Source organism: Aquabacter albus (assembly GCF_040049275.1).
Taxonomy (GTDB): domain Bacteria; phylum Pseudomonadota; class Alphaproteobacteria; order Rhizobiales; family Xanthobacteraceae; genus Aquabacter.
The window spans coordinates 137,092-154,051 of the sequence record NZ_JBDZDT010000002.1 but is presented as its reverse complement, the minus strand read 5'-3'; the positions used below and the strand labels follow the sequence as shown (position 1 = coordinate 154,051).

General features: G+C 68.3%; 18 protein-coding genes and 1 other RNA gene. 10 read left to right on the top strand and 9 right to left on the bottom strand.

The window, feature by feature from the left end:
• Positions 1–10: 10 nt before the first annotated feature.
• The 7 genes from ABLE91_RS03805 (at position 11) to ABLE91_RS03775 (ending at position 10,185) form a co-directional block, all read left to right on the top strand.
• Complete coding sequence (locus ABLE91_RS03805) at positions 11–811, top strand: ABC transporter ATP-binding protein (protein ID WP_348928578.1); 801 nt, start codon at positions 11–13, stop codon at positions 809–811.
• Positions 812–838: 27 nt separating this feature from the next.
• Positions 839–1,267 (top strand): globin family protein, encoded by a 429-nt coding sequence (locus tag ABLE91_RS03800; protein WP_348928577.1) that lies wholly within the window; start codon positions 839–841, stop codon positions 1,265–1,267.
• A gap of 219 nt (positions 1,268–1,486) precedes the next feature.
• A complete protein-coding gene (locus ABLE91_RS03795; protein ID WP_348928575.1) occupies positions 1,487–2,692 on the top strand; it encodes an NAD(P)/FAD-dependent oxidoreductase in 1,206 nt (401 codons plus the stop codon).
• Positions 2,693–2,704: 12 nt separating this feature from the next.
• The gene (locus ABLE91_RS03790; RefSeq protein ID WP_348928573.1) at positions 2,705–4,483 is read left to right on the top strand and encodes a NirA family protein; all 1,779 of its coding nucleotides are present in this window, start codon (positions 2,705–2,707) and stop codon (positions 4,481–4,483) included.
• On the top strand, positions 4,480–6,081 hold the full coding sequence (locus ABLE91_RS03785) for a sulfite reductase subunit alpha (protein ID WP_348928571.1): 1,602 nt from the start codon (positions 4,480–4,482) through the stop codon (positions 6,079–6,081). The genes ABLE91_RS03790 and ABLE91_RS03785 overlap by 4 nt, the downstream gene beginning before the upstream one ends.
• 231 nt (positions 6,082–6,312) lie before the next feature.
• Positions 6,313–8,991 (top strand): nitrate reductase, encoded by a 2,679-nt coding sequence (locus tag ABLE91_RS03780; RefSeq protein ID WP_348928569.1) that lies wholly within the window; start codon positions 6,313–6,315, stop codon positions 8,989–8,991.
• Between the two features lie 120 nt (positions 8,992–9,111).
• Complete coding sequence (locus ABLE91_RS03775) at positions 9,112–10,185, top strand: NAD(P)H-dependent flavin oxidoreductase (protein WP_348928567.1); 1,074 nt, start codon at positions 9,112–9,114, stop codon at positions 10,183–10,185.
• A gap of 166 nt (positions 10,186–10,351) precedes the next feature.
• Here ABLE91_RS03775 and ABLE91_RS03770 read toward each other — a convergent pair whose 3' ends face one another.
• On the bottom strand, positions 10,352–10,717 hold the full coding sequence (locus tag ABLE91_RS03770) for a gamma-butyrobetaine hydroxylase family protein (protein WP_348928565.1): 366 nt from the start codon (positions 10,715–10,717) through the stop codon (positions 10,352–10,354).
• A gap of 245 nt (positions 10,718–10,962) precedes the next feature.
• Here ABLE91_RS03770 and moaA point away from each other — a divergent pair, with 245 nt between their 5' ends.
• Complete coding sequence (moaA, locus tag ABLE91_RS03765; RefSeq protein ID WP_348929580.1) at positions 10,963–11,949, top strand: GTP 3',8-cyclase MoaA; 987 nt, start codon at positions 10,963–10,965, stop codon at positions 11,947–11,949.
• A 2-nt stretch (positions 11,950–11,951) separates the two neighbouring features.
• Entirely contained in the window at positions 11,952–12,311 is a 360-nt protein-coding gene (locus ABLE91_RS03760; protein ID WP_348928563.1) for a tRNA-binding protein, read from the top strand.
• Between the two features lie 4 nt (positions 12,312–12,315).
• Here the strand turns inward: ABLE91_RS03760 and ABLE91_RS03755 are convergent, their stop codons facing one another.
• The 8 genes from ABLE91_RS03755 to ABLE91_RS03720 form a co-directional block, all read right to left on the bottom strand.
• The gene (locus tag ABLE91_RS03755) at positions 12,316–12,600 is read right to left on the bottom strand and encodes a BrnA antitoxin family protein (RefSeq protein ID WP_348928561.1); all 285 of its coding nucleotides are present in this window, start codon (positions 12,598–12,600) and stop codon (positions 12,316–12,318) included.
• Entirely contained in the window at positions 12,560–12,679 is a 120-nt protein-coding gene (locus ABLE91_RS03750; protein ID WP_348929578.1) for a BrnT family toxin, read from the bottom strand. The genes ABLE91_RS03755 and ABLE91_RS03750 overlap by 41 nt, the downstream gene beginning before the upstream one ends.
• Positions 12,680–12,949: 270 nt before the next feature.
• Positions 12,950–13,696: a YebC/PmpR family DNA-binding transcriptional regulator gene (locus ABLE91_RS03745; RefSeq protein WP_348928560.1), complete on the bottom strand. Its 747-nt coding sequence runs from the start codon at positions 13,694–13,696 to the stop codon at positions 12,950–12,952.
• Positions 13,697–13,817: 121 nt separating this feature from the next.
• Positions 13,818–14,642 (bottom strand): TIGR00282 family metallophosphoesterase, encoded by an 825-nt coding sequence (locus tag ABLE91_RS03740; protein ID WP_348928558.1) that lies wholly within the window; start codon positions 14,640–14,642, stop codon positions 13,818–13,820.
• 2 nt (positions 14,643–14,644) lie between these two features.
• Entirely contained in the window at positions 14,645–15,238 is a 594-nt protein-coding gene (locus ABLE91_RS03735) for a 5-formyltetrahydrofolate cyclo-ligase (protein WP_348928556.1), read from the bottom strand.
• A 41-nt stretch (positions 15,239–15,279) separates the two neighbouring features.
• Positions 15,280–15,434: non-coding RNA, 6S RNA (gene ssrS, locus ABLE91_RS03730), on the bottom strand.
• Between the two features lie 62 nt (positions 15,435–15,496).
• Entirely contained in the window at positions 15,497–15,880 is a 384-nt protein-coding gene (locus ABLE91_RS03725; RefSeq protein ID WP_348928554.1) for a cell division protein ZapA, read from the bottom strand.
• A gap of 31 nt (positions 15,881–15,911) precedes the next feature.
• The gene (locus ABLE91_RS03720; RefSeq protein WP_510181899.1) at positions 15,912–16,214 is read right to left on the bottom strand and encodes a DUF4164 domain-containing protein; all 303 of its coding nucleotides are present in this window, start codon (positions 16,212–16,214) and stop codon (positions 15,912–15,914) included.
• Between the two features lie 159 nt (positions 16,215–16,373).
• On the opposite strand from ABLE91_RS03720, the gene ABLE91_RS03715 reads away from it, so the two are divergent.
• Complete coding sequence (locus tag ABLE91_RS03715; protein ID WP_348928551.1) at positions 16,374–16,886, top strand: DUF3828 domain-containing protein; 513 nt, start codon at positions 16,374–16,376, stop codon at positions 16,884–16,886.
• Positions 16,887–16,960: the final 74 nt, after the last annotated feature.

Below are 16,960 nucleotides of genomic sequence, written 5' to 3'. Positions count from 1 at the left end.
GAGGCCCACAATGACCAACGCCCCCTATCTCCAGTTCAGCCAGATCGGCAAGACCTTCACCCGCGGCGCCGCGACCACCGAGGTGCTGAAGGACATCTCGCTCGATATCGCCAAGGGCGAGTACATCTCCATCATCGGCCATTCCGGCTGCGGCAAGTCCACCCTGCTCAACATCGTGGCGGGGCTGACCGAGGCCACCACCGGCGGCGTGCTGCTGGAGGGCCGCGAGGTCAACAGCCCCGGCCCCGACCGGGCGGTCGTGTTCCAGAACCATTCCCTACTGCCCTGGCTCACCGTCTACGACAATGTGCGCCTCGCGGTGGACAAGGTGTTCTCGGGCACCCGCTCCCGCGCCGAGCGCAACGACTGGACCCTGCACAATCTCGAACTGGTGCAGATGGTCCACGCCAAGGACAAGCGGCCCGCCGAGATTTCCGGCGGCATGAAGCAGCGCGTCGGCATCGCCCGCGCGCTCGCCATGGAGCCGAAAGTACTGCTTTTGGACGAGCCCTTCGGGGCGCTGGACGCGCTCACCCGCGCCCACCTCCAGGACAGCGTGATGCAGATCCACGCCACACTGGGCAACACCATCCTCATGATCACCCACGACGTGGACGAGGCAGTGCTGCTCTCCGACCGCATCGTGATGATGACCAACGGCCCCTCGGCGCGCATCGGCGAAGTACTCGAAGTGACATTGTCCCGTCCCCGTCGGCGTCTCGAGCTGGTGGCGAACCCCATTTACCTTAGGGCACGCGAGGCGGTTCTGAAGTTCCTCCACGAGCGCCATCGCTTCGTGGAAGCCGCTTGATCGCATTCACGAGCCAAGGAGCGTTCCATGCTTCCCAGCCAAGTGGACCTGATCCAATCCTCGTTTGCCAAGGTGGCGCCCATCTCGGAGACGGCGGCGACGCTGTTCTACGGCCGCCTGTTCGAGATCGCACCCGAAGTGAAGCCCATGTTCAAGGGCGACATGACCGAGCAGGGCCGCAAGCTCATGAGCACCCTCGCCGTGGTGGTGAGGGGCCTGTCCAACCTCGATGCCGTAGTGCCCGCCGCGCAAGTGCTGGCGAAGCGCCACGTGGCCTATGGGGTTAAGGACGCGCACTACGTTCCTGTGGGCGCGGCCCTGCTCTGGACCCTGGAACAGGGCCTCGGCCCGGACTTCACGCCCGAGGTGAAGGACGCCTGGACGGAGGCTTACGGCCTCCTCTCCTCCGTGATGATCGCGGCGGCCGCGGAAGCGCCGCCCAGCGCGGCGGAGTGAGAGGAATGGGCGCGCCTGGCTTCAGCATTGTGGACCGTTCCTCCCGCGCACACCCCCATTCCCTCTCCCGCTTGCGGGGGAGGGCTAGGGAGGGGGCCGGCCGCTGGGCGGAAAACGCCGGGAACAAGGAGAGGTCGCGCGCCCTCGCTTCGCTCGCCCCCCTCCCCCACCCTCCCCCGCAAGCGGGAGAGGGTGCCCGTCGCGCGAGCGGAGGCATCCATGGCTGAGCCCCTCATCATCGTCGGAAACGGCATGGCCGCCGCCAAGCTCTGCGAGGAGCTGACCAAACGGGCGCTCGGGCGCTATTCCATCGCCGTGGTGGGGGCGGAGCCGCACCTCGCCTATAACCGCGTGCTGCTCTCCGACGTGCTCGCCGGCAAGACCACGGCGGGCGACACGCAGCTGCGCACGGCGGACTGGTGGCGCGCGCGGGGCGTGACGCTGATCTACGGCACCCCCGCCGCATCCATCGACCGCGACGCCCACGCGCTGGTTCTGGCGGACGGCCGCCGCCTGCCCTTCTCGCGCCTCGTGCTCACCACCGGCTCCCACCCCATCCGCCTGCCCTTGCCGGGGGCGGATCTTCCCGGCGTCACCACCTTCCGTGACCTCGCGGATGTCTCCGCCCTCATGGCCGCCGGCAAGCCCGGCACGCGGGCGGTGGTCATCGGCGGCGGCCTTCTCGGCCTTGAAGCGGCGAGCGGCCTTGCCCGCGCGGGGGCGCAGACCACCCTCGTCCATCTCATGGACCGCCTCATGGAGCGCCAGCTCGACACCCGCGCCGCCGGCCTGCTGCGGCAGGCCGTGGAGGCGCAGGGCATCACGGTGGAACTCAACGCTTCCTCCACCGCCATCGAGGGCACGGAGCGTGCCGAGGGTCTGCGCCTGAAGGACGGGCGCCTGCTGCCGGCCGACATCATCGTCATGGCCTGCGGCGTGCGGCCGAACGCCGATCTTGCCCGCGCGGCCGGGCTCGCCTGCAATCGCGGCGTCCTCGTGGATGACGGCCTTGCCACCGACGATGCCGCCATCTTCGCCATCGGCGAGTGCGCCGAGCATCGCGGCGCCTGCTACGGCCTCGTGGCGCCGGCCTACGAGCAAGCGGCCGTGCTCGCCCAGCGGCTCGCCGGGCGGGACGCGCACTATGCGGGCAGCACCGTCTCCACCAATTTGAAAGTCTCCGGCGTGTTCGTCTTCTCCGCAGGAGAGATCGACGCCGAAGGCGAGGAGATCGTCCTCGCCGACCGGGGCCTCGGCCTCTACCGCCGCCTGATCATCAAGGACGGGCGGCTCGCCGGCGCGGTGCTCTATGGCGACACCACGGATGGCCCCTTCTATCTCGACCTCATCACGAACCGCACCCCCATCGCCGCCATGCGCGCGGACCTGGCCTTCGGCCGGTCCGCGCTCCCTGTGGCGGCCTGAAGGCTAAGAACCATGAGCGGCGATTTCACCATCGACCAGAAGCGCTATCTCGAAGGCTTCGTCTCCGGTGCCCAAATAGCCGGCGCCCAGGTGGCCCGCGCAGGACGGGGCATGGGCGGCGCGCCGGCTCCTGCGCCCGAGCCCACCGGCCCGGACGCGGCCAGCCACAAGGCCATGGCCCGCACCGAGGCGGAGGGCAAGAAGCTCACCCCCGAGGAGAAGGCCAAGCGCGAGGAGATGGGCCTCGACAGCTATGCCCGCATGAAGGACGCGGCCGTGGAGGGGGCATTCCCCAAGGGCCCGGACGTGATGCGCTGGAAGTATCACGGCCTGTTCTACGTAGCCCCGGCGCAGGACAGCTTCATGTGCCGCCTGCGCATGCCCAACGGCATCGCCACCCACTGGCAGTTCCGCGGCATCGCCGACATCGCCGAGGCCCATGGCGGTGGCTACACCGACGTGACCACCCGCGCGAACCTCCAGGTGCGCGACATCCCCGCCACCGACGGCGTGATCCTGCTGGAGAAGCTGGTGGATCTCGGCCTCACCGCGCGCGGCTCCGGCTCCGACAATATCCGCAACGTGACCGGCACCCCCACTGCCGGCATCGACCCGCAGGAATTGCTGGACACCCGGCCCTTCGCCAAGGACTGGCACCATTACATCCTGAACAATCGCGACATGTACGGCCTGCCGCGCAAGTTCAACGTGGCCTTCGACGGCGCGGGCCGCATCGGCGCGCTGGAGGACACCAACGATATCGGCTTCCAGGCCATCGAGGTGAAGGACGGCTTCGGCATCGCGCCTGGCGTATGGTTCCGCCTCGCGCTGGGCGGCATCACCGGCCACCGGGATTTCGCCCGCGACACCGGCGTGATCCTCAAGCCCGAGGAGGCCACCAAGGTGTCCGCCGCCATCGTCCGCGTCTTCATCGAGAGCGGCGACCGCACGGACCGCAAGAAGGCGCGGCTGAAATACGTGCTCGATGCCTGGGGCTTCGAGACGTTCCTCGCCGCCGTGGAAGAGAAGCTCGGCGCGCCCCTGCTGCGCTGCCCGGCGGAGGCCGTGGCGCCGCGCCCCGAGCAGGACCGCATGGCCCATCTGGGCGTCCACCCGCAGAAGCAGCCGGGCCTCAACTGGGTGGGCATCGGCCTGCCCGTGGGCCGCATGACGGTTGCGCAGATGCGCGGCCTCGCCGACATCGCCCACGGCATGGGCGACGGCGACCTGCGCCTTACCGTCTGGCAGAACGTGATCCTCTCCGGCATCCCGGACGCACACGTGAAGGCGGTGAAGGAAGTGGTCGCCGGCCTCGGCCTCACCGCCGAGCCCAGCGTGCTGCAAGCGGGCCTCGTCGCCTGCACGGGCGCGAAGGGCTGCCGGTTCGGCAATGCCGACACCAAGGGCACCGCGCGCGCCATCGGCGACCATTGCGGGCCGCGCCTCGCGCTCGATGCGCCCGTGAACATCCATGTCACCGGCTGCCACCATTCCTGCGCCCAACATTATATCGGCGATATCGGCCTCATCGGCGCGCGCGTCGCCATCAATGACGAGGGCGATACGGTGGACGGCTATCATCTGCTCGCGGGCGGCGGCTTCGGCTCGGACGCCGCCATCGCCGACGAGCTTTATCGCGACGTGAAAGCCGAGGACGCCCCCGTTCTGGTGGAGCGGCTCCTGAAGGCGTGGCTCACCAATCGCGAGGCGGGCGAGCCCTTCGCGAAATTCACCCGCCGCGTGCCGGCGGACACCCTGAAATCCCTGGTCGATGCGGAGCCTGCGGAATGACCCTCCAGTCCCCGCCCCCCGTGGTGCCCTATCTGCCCGAAAGCGCCCCCTTCACGCCGGAGCAGCGCTCCTGGCTGAACGGCTTCTTCGCCGGCCTCTTCTCCGCCGACGCGGCACCCGGCGCCACCCCCCTCTCCGCCGAAGCCTCGGCAGCCCTGATGCCCGGCGCCGCGCCCGTCGAAGATGACGGCGCGCCCTGGCACGACGCCGCCATGCCCCTCGATGAGCGCATGAAGCTGGCCGAGGGCAAGCCGCTGCCCCGCCGCATGATGGCGGCCATGGCGCAGCAGGATTGCGGCCAGTGCGGCTATCTCTGCGAGAGCTATTCCAAGGCCATCGCGGACGGCACCGAGAAAGCGCTGAACCTGTGCGCCCCCGGCGGCAAGGAAACCATGCGCATGCTGAAGACGTTGGCCGCCGAGATGGACGGCAGCGCCCCTGCCCCCACAGCAGCACCCGCGGCCGCCGCGGCGCCCACCGGCGCGCCGCTCGGCACGCGGGAAAACCCCGGCGAGGTCACCTTCCTCGGCCGCACCCGCCTCAACAGGCAAGGCTCCGAGAAGGAAACCTGGCACATCGAGTTCGATCTCGAAGGCTCGGGCCTTACCTACAAGGTGGGCGACAGTTTCGGCCTGTTCCCGGTGAACGATCCGGGGCTGGTGGAGGCGACGCTGGAGGCGCTCGGCGCGCCCGCCGACTATCCCGTGGGCGACAAGGCGCTGGGCGACGTGCTCACGCACGATGTCTGCCTGAAGTCGGCGCCCGATGACCTCTTTACCCTATTCTCCTATCTCACCGGCGGGGCCCGCAAGGCCAAGGCCCGCGCGCTGGCATCCGGCGAAGACCCGGACGGTGACGCCGCGACCCTCGACGTGCTCAGCGCGCTGGAAAAATTCGCCGGCGCGCGGCCGGACCCGGAAGCGGTCATCGAGTGCCTGGAGCCGCTCCAGCCGCGCCTCTATTCCATCTCCTCCAGCCCCCTCGCCACCCCCGGCCGCCTGCACTTGACGGTGGACGCGGTGCGCTACGAGATGGCCGGCCGCGGGCGGCTGGGCGTCTGCTCCACCTTCCTCGGCGGGCGCGTGCCGGAGGGCACCCGGCTGAAGGCCTATATCCAGAAGGCCCACGGCTTCGGCCTGCCGGAGGATGCCTCCAAGGGCGTCATCATGGTGGGGCCGGGCACCGGCATCGCCCCGTTCCGCGCCTTCCTGCACGAGCGCATGGCGGCCAAGGCGCCGGGGAAGAACTGGCTGTTCTTCGGCCACCAGAAGCGCGAGACAGACTTCTTCTACGAGGATGAGCTTTCCGGCATGCAGGCGAGCGGCTGCCTGACACGGCTCGACACCGCCTGGTCCCGCGACGGCGCCGCCAAGGTCTACGTGCAGGACCGCATCCGCGAGGCGGGGCCGGAGCTATGGGCGTGGCTGTCGGAGGGCGCGCATTTCTACATCTGCGGCGATGCCAAGCGCATGGCCAAGGACGTGGAGGCGGCGGTGATGGATGTGGCGGCGTCCCATGGTGGTCATTCCAAGGAGCAAGCCGCCGCCTTCCTCGCGGAGCTGAAGAAAGCCGGCCGCTATCAAGCCGACGTGTACTGAGGGGGATGTGATGGGGCGAGCACGCGCCACGGCACCGCTCAGCGGACGAGGCATGATCTTTCACTACCCCTCCCGCTACTCCCCCTCCCCCCTTGCGGGGGAGGGTTGGGGAGGGGGGTATGTCTTCGCCAGTTCTGACAGCGGGCGTCACGCGCAGGCCGTTTCACCCCCCTCCCCAACCCTCCCCCGCAAGGGGGGAGGGAGTGAAATGCGGCCGGGGGGAAAAACGCCATGAACGCCCCCCTCGCCACCACGCCCGCCGTCCGCACCACCTGCCCTTATTGCGGCGTCGGCTGCGGGGTGAAGGCGACGCCCGACGCCTCGGGTGGTGCGCTCATCGCCGGAGACGAGGCCCACCCGGCCAATTTCGGACGGCTGTGCTCCAAGGGCGCGGCACTGGGGGAGACCATCGGGCTCGAAACCCGCCTGCTGCATCCCATGATGCGCACGGGCGACACCCCTCTCGAACAGACCAGCTGGGACGCCGCCCTCGACCGCATCGCCGCCGGCATCCGCGAGACCACCGACCGGCACGGCCCGCAGGCGGTGGCGCTCTATCTCTCCGGCCAGCTCCTCACGGAGGATTATTACGCCGCCAACAAGCTCGCCAAGGGCTTCCTCGGCACGGCGAACGTGGACACCAATTCGCGCCTCTGCATGGCCTCCTCAGTGGCCGGCCACAAGCGCGCCTTCGGCTCGGACACGGTGCCGGGCAGCTATGAGGATCTGGAGCGCGCGGACCTCATCGTCCTGGTGGGCTCCAACACCGCCTGGTGCCACCCCATATTGTTCCGTCGCATGGTGGCGGCCCGCGCCGCGCGCGGCACGAAGATCGTGGTGATCGACCCGCGCCGCACCGCCACCGCCGACGATGTGGACCTGTTCCTGCCGCTCGCCCACGGCACCGACACCGCTCTCTTCTGCGGCCTCCTCGTGCATCTCGCCGAGACGAGCGGCTTCGACGGCGCCTTCATCGAGGTGCATACGAGCGGCCTTCCCGAAGCGCTCGCCCGTGCCCGCGAGATCGCCCCGAGCCTTGCCGCCACCGCCCGCGCCACGGGGCTGGCAAAGGAAGACGTCGCCCGCTTCTTCGCTTTGTTCCGTGACACCGAGCGCACCGTCACCTGCTATTCCCAGGGCGTGAACCAGTCGGCCCACGGCACCGACAAGGTCAACGCCATCCTCAATTGCCACCTCGCCACCGGCCGCATCGGCCGCGAGGGCATGGGACCGTTCTCGTTGACCGGCCAGCCCAACGCCATGGGCGGGCGCGAAGTGGGCGGGCTCGCCAACCAGCTCGCCGCCCATATGGGCTTTGCGCCGGAGGAGGTGGATCTTGTGCGCCGCTTCTGGGACGCGCCGGCCATGGCGACGAAGGAAGGGCTGAAGGCGGTGGACATGTTCGCCGCCATCGACCGCGGCGAGATCAAGGCGCTGTGGGTGATGGGCACCAACCCCGCCGTCAGCCTGCCCCGCGCCGACGATGTGCGCGCCGCGCTCTCAAAGCTCGACCTGTTCGTGCTGTCGGAGAACGTGCGCAGCAACGACACGTCCGGGTGTTCGCCCCATGTGCTGCTGCCCGCCGCCGCCTGGGGCGAGAAGGACGGCACCGTCACCAATTCCGAGCGCCGCATCTCCCGCCAGCGCCCGTTTTTGTCGCTGCCCGGCGAGGTGAAGCCAGACTGGTGGGCGCTCTCCGGCGTCGCGCGCCGGCTCGGCCATAACGCGGCTTTCGCCTGGACCTCGCCCGCCGACATCTTCCGCGAGCATGCGGCGCTGTCCGGCTTCGAGAATGACGGCGCGCGCGACTTCGATATTTCCGGCCTCGCGGACCTCTCGGACGCAGGCTACGAGACCCTCGAGCCGGTGCAGTGGCCGGTGCAGGCAGGCGGGACCGGGCAGGCGCGCTTCTTCGCTGAAGGCGGCTTCTTCACGCCCGACCGGCGCGCCCGCTTCATCGCTCCGCAAGCCGTTCCGGCGGCGACTGCCACGGCGGAGTATCCCTTCCTGCTCAATACCGGCCGCATCCGCGACCAGTGGCACACCATGACCCGCACCGGGCTTTCCCCGCGCCTTTCGGCCCATTTGCCTGCGCCTTTCGTGTGCATCCATCCCGAGGACGCCGTGCCGCTCAAGCTGGGGGCAGGCGCCCTGGCGCAGGTGGCAAGCGCCCATGGCAGCGTCGTGCTGGAGGTGCGCCTCGATGAAGGCCAGAAGCGCGGCACGCTGTTCACCCCCATCCATTGGAGCGGGATGAATTCCTCCGGCGGTCGCGTGGGCGCGCTGGTGCACGACATCACCGACCCCGTCTCCGGACAGCCGGATTCCAAGGCGACGCCAGCCGCCATCACTGCCTTCGACGCACCATTCCACGGCTTCGTTCTCTCCCGCACGCTGCTGTCCCCGCCCCCCGGCGCATGGTGGGCGCGTCTGCCGCTGGAGGGCGGCTATGCCTGGCGCGTCGCGGCACAAGAGAGCCCAGAGACCTGGCAGGATTGGGCCGCGGCCCAGATGGGCGACCATGACGTGGCCGACCTCGTCGACCGGGCCGGCGGCCATTACCGCGCCGCCGCCTTCGATGCGGACGGGCACCTCGCGTTTGCCATCATTATCGGGCCGGCCGGCACTGCTCCATCCTGGGATGCGCTCAAGAGCCTCCTGACCGCCGGCGCCGTCTCCGCCGCCGACCGCCGGCTCATCCTCTCCGGCCGCCTCGCGGGGCTCGATGCGGATGCCGGCCCTCTGGTCTGCGCGTGCTTTGGCGTTCCGCGCGGGTCCATCGCGGGCGCCATAAAGGGCGGCGCCTGCACCGCCGCCGCCGTGGGCGAAAAACTCAAAGCGGGCACCAATTGCGGCTCCTGCCTGCCGGAAATCCGGCAGATCATCGCGGACGTCCTTGCGCCGGCGTGATGCGCAAATGAACACCCCGGCTTGCCGAATTGACATGGGACGGCGCGGAGCCTGCTGCACTAAGCTGCGGCCCTGAACCGGCGCAGCAAGCGCCGGGATGCAGCACGGAAACGCATCCCCATGTGGCCGTCTTCCCGCTTCACCGACCTCGTCGGCATCGAATATCCCATCGTCCAATCCCCCATGATCGGCCCGAAGCCGGAACTGGCGCGCCATGTGAGCGCGGCGGGCGGCCTTGGCTCGCTCGGCTGCGCCTCCATGACGCCCGACCAGGTGCGCGCCGAGGTCGCGGCGCTCCGCGCCTTCACGGACAAGCCGTTCAACCTCAATTTCTTCGTCCACCGCCCCGCGCCGGCCGATCCCGCCCGCGACGCCGCATGGCGGGAGGAGCTGAAGCCCTATTATGCGGAACTCGGCCTCAACCCGGAGGCGCTCATCGCCGTGACCAACCGGGCGCCGTTCGACGCCGCCATGTGCGCGGTGGTGGAGGAGGTGCGCCCCAAGGTGGTGAGCTTCCATTTCGGCTTGCCGGCGCCGGAGCTGATGGCGCGCGTGAAGGCGGCGGGCGCGGTGGTGCTCGCGTCCGCCACCTCCGTCGCAGAGGCGCGCTGGCTGGAGGAGAACGGAGCGGACGCGATCATTGCCCAAGGCTCCGAGGCCGGCGGCCATCGCGGCATGTTCCTGAACCTCGACCCGGCTTTCCAAGTGGGCACCTTCGCCCTTGTGCCCCAGGTGGCGGACGCGGTCTCCGTGCCGGTGATCGCCGCGGGCGCGGTGGCGGACGGGCGCGGCATCGCCGCCGCCTTTGCGCTCGGTGCCGACGCGGTGCAGATCGGCACCGCCTATCTGCTCACCCCCGAAGCCGGGATCTCCGCCGTCCATCGCGCGGCGCTGAAGGGGGCGCCCGACGATGCCACCACGCTGACCAACGTGTTCACCGGCCGACCTGCGCGCGGCATCCTCAACCGCCTCATGCGCGAGCACGGCCCCATCAAGGCCGACGCCCCGGCCTTCCCCACCGCGGCCCCGCCGCTGGGGCCCCTGAAGGCGGCAGCGGAGGCGAAGGGCTCCGGCGATTTCTCGGCGCTCTGGTCCGGCCAGGCCGGGCGGCTGGCGCGGGAGATCGGCGCCGGGGAGCTGACGCGGACGCTGGCGAAGGACGCGCTGGAGGTGATGGGGCGGCTGAAGGGGTGATGGCCCGAGCGCCGCGTCATTCCCTCTCCCGCTTGCGGGGGAGGGTTAGGGAGGGGGCACCTCAAGCAGAGCTAAGCTGGGATATCTCAGAGGGAGCACCCTTTCCCCCTCCCCAGCCCTCCCCCGCAAGCGGGAGAGGGGGCGCGTCGCACTCCCGCACAGGCACTCACCCCCTGCTGAGCCCCTGCTCTTTTAGCGACTCCAGATACCGTCCGAAGCGCTCCTCCTGCTCCTCCCCAAGGGTCCGCAGATAGGGCCATGCATAAAGGCCGGTCTGGTGGCCGTCGTCGAAGACGAGCCGCACGGCATAGGCGCCCACAGGATCCACCTCGACGATGCGCACCGCGCGTTTGCCGGGAACCGTTTGCTTCTCATGCGGCGCGTGGCCCTGAACCTCGGCCGACGGGCTTTCCACCCGCAGATATTCTGCCGGCAAAGTAAAGCTCGGACCGTCCTCGAAGGTGATCACCAGCGCATGCCGGTCCTGAACGAGGCGCAGCTCGGTGGGCCAGGGATCGGACGGGTTAGACATGGCGGCACTCCCTATGGGCACTTTTCGGCATCAGAAGACCGGCCCGCGCTCACTTACCCGCGATACCCTTGCAGGCTCAAGGCATCGGCCCTACCAATTTCCCCCAGGCATACGATATATAGAGCCTGTCCAAGGACGGCTTGAGACCGCCTCGCTTTGCCACGATGGGAGCCGCCAGGGTGCGTCCGGTACTCCGAGACCTCAGCGATCGCAGCATCGGCGCGGCTTCACCGCTCGGGCCGCTGATGGATACGTTCGGCCGGCACGTCACCTATTTGCGTGTCTCGGTGACGGACCGCTGCGACTTCCGCTGCGTCTATTGCATGTCCGAGCACATGACCTTCCTGCCCAAGCAGGACCTGCTCACGCTTGAGGAGCTGGACCGGCTGTGCACCGCTTTCGTGGCGCGCGGGGTGAAGAAGCTGCGCCTCACCGGCGGCGAGCCCCTGGTGCGCCGGGATGTGATGACCCTGTTCCGCGCCCTCTCCCGGCATCTGGAGACCGGCCGGCTGGAGGAGCTGACCGTCACCACCAACGGCTCCCAGCTCGCCCGCTACGCGGCGGATCTCGCGGCCTGCGGGGTGAAGCGCATCAATGTGTCCGTGGACACGCTGGACCCGGACAAGTTCCGGACCGTCACCCGCTGGGGCGACCTCGGCAAGGTGATGGAAGGCATCGGCGCCGCGAAAGCCGCCGGTATCCGGGTGAAATTGAACGCGGTGGCGCTGCGGGACGTGAACGAAAGCGAGATTTCTTCGCTCATGGAATGGGCGCATGGCGAGGGGCATGATCTGTCCCTCATCGAGGTGATGCCTCTGGGCGAGGTGGGCGCCGAGCGCGTAGACCAGTACCTGCCCCTCTCCGAGGTGCGCGCGAAACTGGAGGAGCGCTATACGCTCACCGACATCCCCTACCGCACCGGCGGTCCGGCCCGCTATGTGGAAGTGAAGGAGACCGGCGGCAGGCTCGGCTTCATCACGCCGCTGACCCATAATTTCTGCGAGGGCTGCAACCGCGTGCGCGTCACCTGCACCGGCACGCTCTTCATGTGCCTCGGCCAGGAAGACGCCGCCGATTTGCGCACGCCTTTGCGCGCCTCGCCCGATGATGGCGTGCTCCAGGCGGCCATCGACGCCGCCATCTTCCGCAAGCCCAAGGGCCACGACTTCGTCATCGACCGCAAGACCCACATCCCCGCCGTGTCCCGCCACATGAGCATGACCGGCGGCTGAGGATGGCAGAGGGCAACGGGGCGGCCGCCCCGATCGCATTCGACGATTTCCTGAAGGTGGACGTGCGGGTCGGCACCATCCTTGCGGTCGAGCCGTTCCCGGAAGCGCGCAAGCCTGCCTTCAAGCTGCGCATCGATTTCGGGCCGGAGATCGGGGTGAAGAAGTCCTCCGCCCAGATTACCGTCCATTATTCGGCGGACGAACTGGTGGGCCGTCAGGTGGCGGCGGTGGTGAATTTCCCGCCGCGCCAGATCGGCCCCTTCATGTCCGAAGTGCTGACACTGGGCTTTCCGGATGAGACCGGCGCCGTTGTGCTGATCAGCCCGAGCCTGAAGGTGCCGGACGGCGGGCGGCTGTTCTGAGCCGCTAAAGACCCATAGCCTTGCGGAGCGCCGCGTTCATGCGCGCCTGCCAGCCGGGGCCGGAATTGCGCAAGGCTTCAAGGACATCCGCGTCGAGACGCACAGACACGTGCTGCTTTGGATGGTCCGCCTTCGGCCGGCCGCGCGGCCGCATGAGCGTGCCCGCCGCCTTCCTCACCACTTTGCCGCCGACCGAGAGTTCAGCCCGTGAAAGCTGGTCGTCTGTCCATTCCGGGCCGTCGTCCGGATCAATCGAGGTAGGATCGGACTTTGCGTGCCTCGCGTTCATGGCAATGCCTCATCGATATGATGTGCCGCGCCGCGTCCCGGGGCGTCCAGACCACCATGACGACGCGGCCCGCCAGCAGCCCATAGGTCTGGTAGCGGCTCTCTCCGTAGTCCCGGCGATCGTCCTCAAGCGTCAGCGTGACACCCGCAACACCTCGGCCGCGTCCATGAAGTCGATGCCGCGATGCTCCAGGGTCCAGTCGCGCTTGGCAGGATCGCAGGTGATCTTCATGTGCGCAGAACATAATCTGCGGAAATTAATGTAGCACTAAAAATAAGGCAATCAAGGCAGCTAGGGACGGCCAAAGATCCCCGGATCAAGTCCGGGGATGACGCCGCTTTCAAAAGCCTCACGCACTCATCTTGGCAACCATGGCCTCGGACAGCTCGAAATTAGCCGTGACGTTCTGCACGTCGTCATTGTCTTCCAGCGTCTCGATGAGGCGGATCAGCTTCTCGGCGGTCTCGTCGTCCACCGCGATGGTGTTCTGGGGCCGCCAGACGAGGCCGGCCTTGCGGGGCTCGCCGAACTTCGCTTCCAGCTGGCGCTGCACCTCGGCGAGCGCGTCGCCGGGGCACACCACCTCGTGGCCGTCTTCGTCGGAGGAGACATCGTCCGCGCCGGCCTCGATGGCAGCTTCCATCATGGCGTCAGCATCGGCCTTCTTGACATCGAACTCGATCACGCCGACCCGGTCGAACATGAAGGAGACGGCGCCGGTTTCCGCAAGATTGCCGCCGGACTTGGTGAAGTAGGAGCGCACCTCGCCCGCCGTGCGGTTGCGGTTGTCGGTGAGCGCCTCGACAATCACGGCGACGCCGCCGGGCCCGTAGCCCTCATAGCGGATCTCGTCGTAATTCTCGCCGTCCGCCCCCGACGCCTTCTTGATCGCGCGCTCGATATTGTCCTTGGGCATGTTTTCCGCACGGGCGGCGAGGATCGCGGCGCGCAGGCGGGCATTCATGTTGGGATCGGGCAGGCCCATCTTGGCGGAGACGGTGATTTCGCGCGCCAGCTTGGAGAACAGCTTGGAGCGCATGGCGTCCTGCCGTCCCTTGCGGTGCATGATGTTCTTGAATTGTGAATGTCCGGCCATGGACGCCTCCAGTTTCTTGCCTGGCCCCGCGCGCCGCAGGTGCGGCGCCGCCCGGACCAGTGATTGGTGTTCTGATGCGGCCTTATAGGTCGGCAAACCGCCCGAGGGCAAGAAAGGGCGGCTAAGCGTCCCAAAAATCCGGCCGCGCCTCCGCCAGCGAGCCGCCGAGGCGCACGGGGGCGACCTTCAGGGCGTGCCCGGTCTTGTCGCAGCTCTCCACCGCAAGGCCCGAAAGCGTCGCCGGCCCCGCTGCCGGCTCGAACCGCCCGGAGCCGATCTTGCGGGTGAAGCGTCGCAGGGGCTCGTCCTTGTCCATGCCGATCACGCCGTCATAGCAGCCGCACATGCCCACATCGGTCATGAAGGCGGTGCCGCCGGAAAGAATGCGGTGGTCGGCGGTGGGCACATGGGTGTGGGTGCCCACCACAAGGGTTGCCCGGCCATCGCAATAATGGCCGAAGGCCTGCTTCTCGCTGGTGGTCTCGGCGTGGAAGTCGATGATGACGGCATCCATGTGGGCGCCCATCTCCACCCCGTCGAGGGTCTTGTCCAGGGCCGCGAAGGGATCGTCCAGCGGGTCCATGAAGGTGCGGCCCATGATGTTGGTCACCAGCACCCGCGCCCCGTTCTTGGCCTCCACCAAGGCGGTCCCGCGTCCCGGGGTGCCGGGCGGATAATTCGCCGGACGCACCAGCCGGTCGGCGCGTTCGATGAAGACGAGGGCCTCGCGCTGGTCGAAAGCGTGATTGCCGAGGGTCACCGCATCGGCGCCGGCGGCGATGAACTCGTCATAGATGGTCTCGGTGATGCCAAAACCTCCGGCGGCGTTCTCGCCATTGACCACGACGAGGTCGAGCTGCCAGCGCGTGATGAGGCCGGGCAGGTGTGCAGCCACCGCTTCCCGGCCGGACCGGCCAACCACGTCTCCGAGAAATAAAATACGCATGTCTAGCCGCCGCAGGAAAAGGCCCCGGCCTCCGTTATCATCCCATCCACCCTCTCGTCATGGGGCTCGACGGGCACTTCGTCCACTTCCTGGCAGGCGAAGGCATAGCCGAAGGCCCGCACCGGCACCTGCGCACGCAGGAGCGCAAGGGTACGATCATAATGCCCTGCCCCGTAGCCGATGCGATAGCCGCGCCGGTCAAAGGCCGCGAGCGGCACGATCAAATCCTGAGGGACAAGCTGGGGGGAAGACGGGAGCGGCGTCGGGATGCGGTAGGCGCCGACGGGCTCCAGCACGTCGCCCGGCCGCCAGATGCGGAACAAAAGAGGCAGGTCGCGGGCAATGACCACCGGCAGCGCCACCTGCGCGCCGGCATCCCAGAGCAGGGCAGCCAGCGGGGCGGTGTCGATCTCGTCCCGGAACGGTGCGAACAGTGAGACCACACGCCCCGACACGTTTTCCAGCAGAACCGGCGCATGCTGGGCCGCCGCAGCGGACGCCGCCACGCGTGCCGCGGTGCCCATGGCGGCGCGGCGGGCAAGAGCCTCGCCCCGCAGGCGGGCTTTTTCCTGCACGTCGCTGGAGGGAAGGGTCATGGGATAGTGCCGGATAGATAGCCGGCCAAGAAAAAGGTGGGAGCGGAGCCGCAAAAGCCGTCGGAGGTCGATCCCGGGAAACCTACAGCGTAGGTGGGCGCCGTATGTCCAAGCCCACGGGCAAGGTCAGGTACAGCTCCCTTAAGGATCGATAAGGCCCCGGGGAAATGTCTCCTAACGAGCCCCGCAGCCCCGCTTGAGAGCTAATGTAGGAGGTCATGGGCGGATGCGCCAGTGGGAAGGTGAGCCGTCCCCAAATCACCCCATGCCCACCACCCGCGCGGCGGGCGGGGCGATGTCGTGGGCAAGGCGCTCCAGGCGCTCGGCGGCCTCGTCGATGGTGCGGGCCACCGCCTCCTCGCTCGCCTCGATGCGCGCCAAGGCCGATGCGCGGGCGTCGCGCTGGCCGTCGAGATCGCTCTCTAGGGCCTTGATGCGCATGCGCGCCTCGTGCAACTCGTCGGAGATGGTCACGGCGGCCATGACGGTGAGGCGCTGATCGCCGATCTCGCCGAAGGCGGTTCGCAGCTGGCCGATGCGGGCGTCCACCTCGCGGGCGAGGCGCATCAGATGCTCCTCCTGCCCCTCGTCACAGGCCATCCTGTACTGACGGCCGGAAATGGTGACGCTCACCTGGGCCATTATTTCACCTGGGCCAAGTTATGGGCCATGTTCATCCGCCGTGGGTCGCGAGCACGTCGCGAATGGTGCCCATGGCCACATCCAGGCGCCGAGTCACTTCCTGCCCCACATCGCCCAGTTCCATGACGCGGGCGCAGGCGGCATCCAGCTCCTGGGCGAGCCGCGCGCGGTCATTTCCCATGGCGTGGAGTTGCGCCAGCAACGCCTCGTGCTGGCGGTCCATTTCCCGGCGGCGGTCGACCGCCGACGAGAGTGCGTCAAGCGCAGCGTTGAGCCGCTGGGCGGCGAGCTCGATGGGGCTGAGTTCCAAAGGGCGTTGCTTCACGGCATACATGCTGGGAAGTGTAGCTGAGTCGAGGCCGAAGCCACCACCAACTTCCCACTTGTCAACGCAATTAAGACGTGGCTGAGACAAGCTCTGGCGTCACCATGGCGCCGAACCCTGCTTCAAAAGCCGGGGCGGGATGAGGAAACGAGGCGCGCAGGCACGATGATGACGGGTTCTTTCTCACTCTTGCGGGCGTTGCGCCTGCTCATTGCCGCCTGCTGCGTGGGTGCGCTGGCGACCGTTCCGGCCGCAGCGCAAAGCGCCAAACCGCCTGCCCCCGCCCCCGACGCCGTCGTCCGCGCGCTCTACCAGCATTATCTCGATACCCGGCCTGATACCGCGGTGGCCTTCGACTATACCGACCCCTCGGTCGCCAAGGATTATTTCGACCCCGCACTCGCCAAGCTGCTGGTGGCGGACGGCAAGCGCGATGAGGCCCGGCTCGACTTCGACCCGTTCGTGGACGGGCAGGATTTCGAGATCACGTCCGTGGATTACGCCACCAAGACCGTCTCCTCGAAGGAGGCGCAGGTGAGCGCCCAGTTCCAGAATTTCGACGAGAAGAAGACCGTCACCTATAAAGTCGTGCGCACGCCCGCCGGCTGGCGCATAGCAGACGTGCTCTGGGGTGGGAGCCGGGATACCCTGCGGAAGCTTCTTTCGGCGCCAGATCGCTGAAACGACAGCACAGCGCGACGATGCGGCGCGGTGTTGAATCCCCTGGCGGACTTGACGTTCCGCCACCGCTGCGT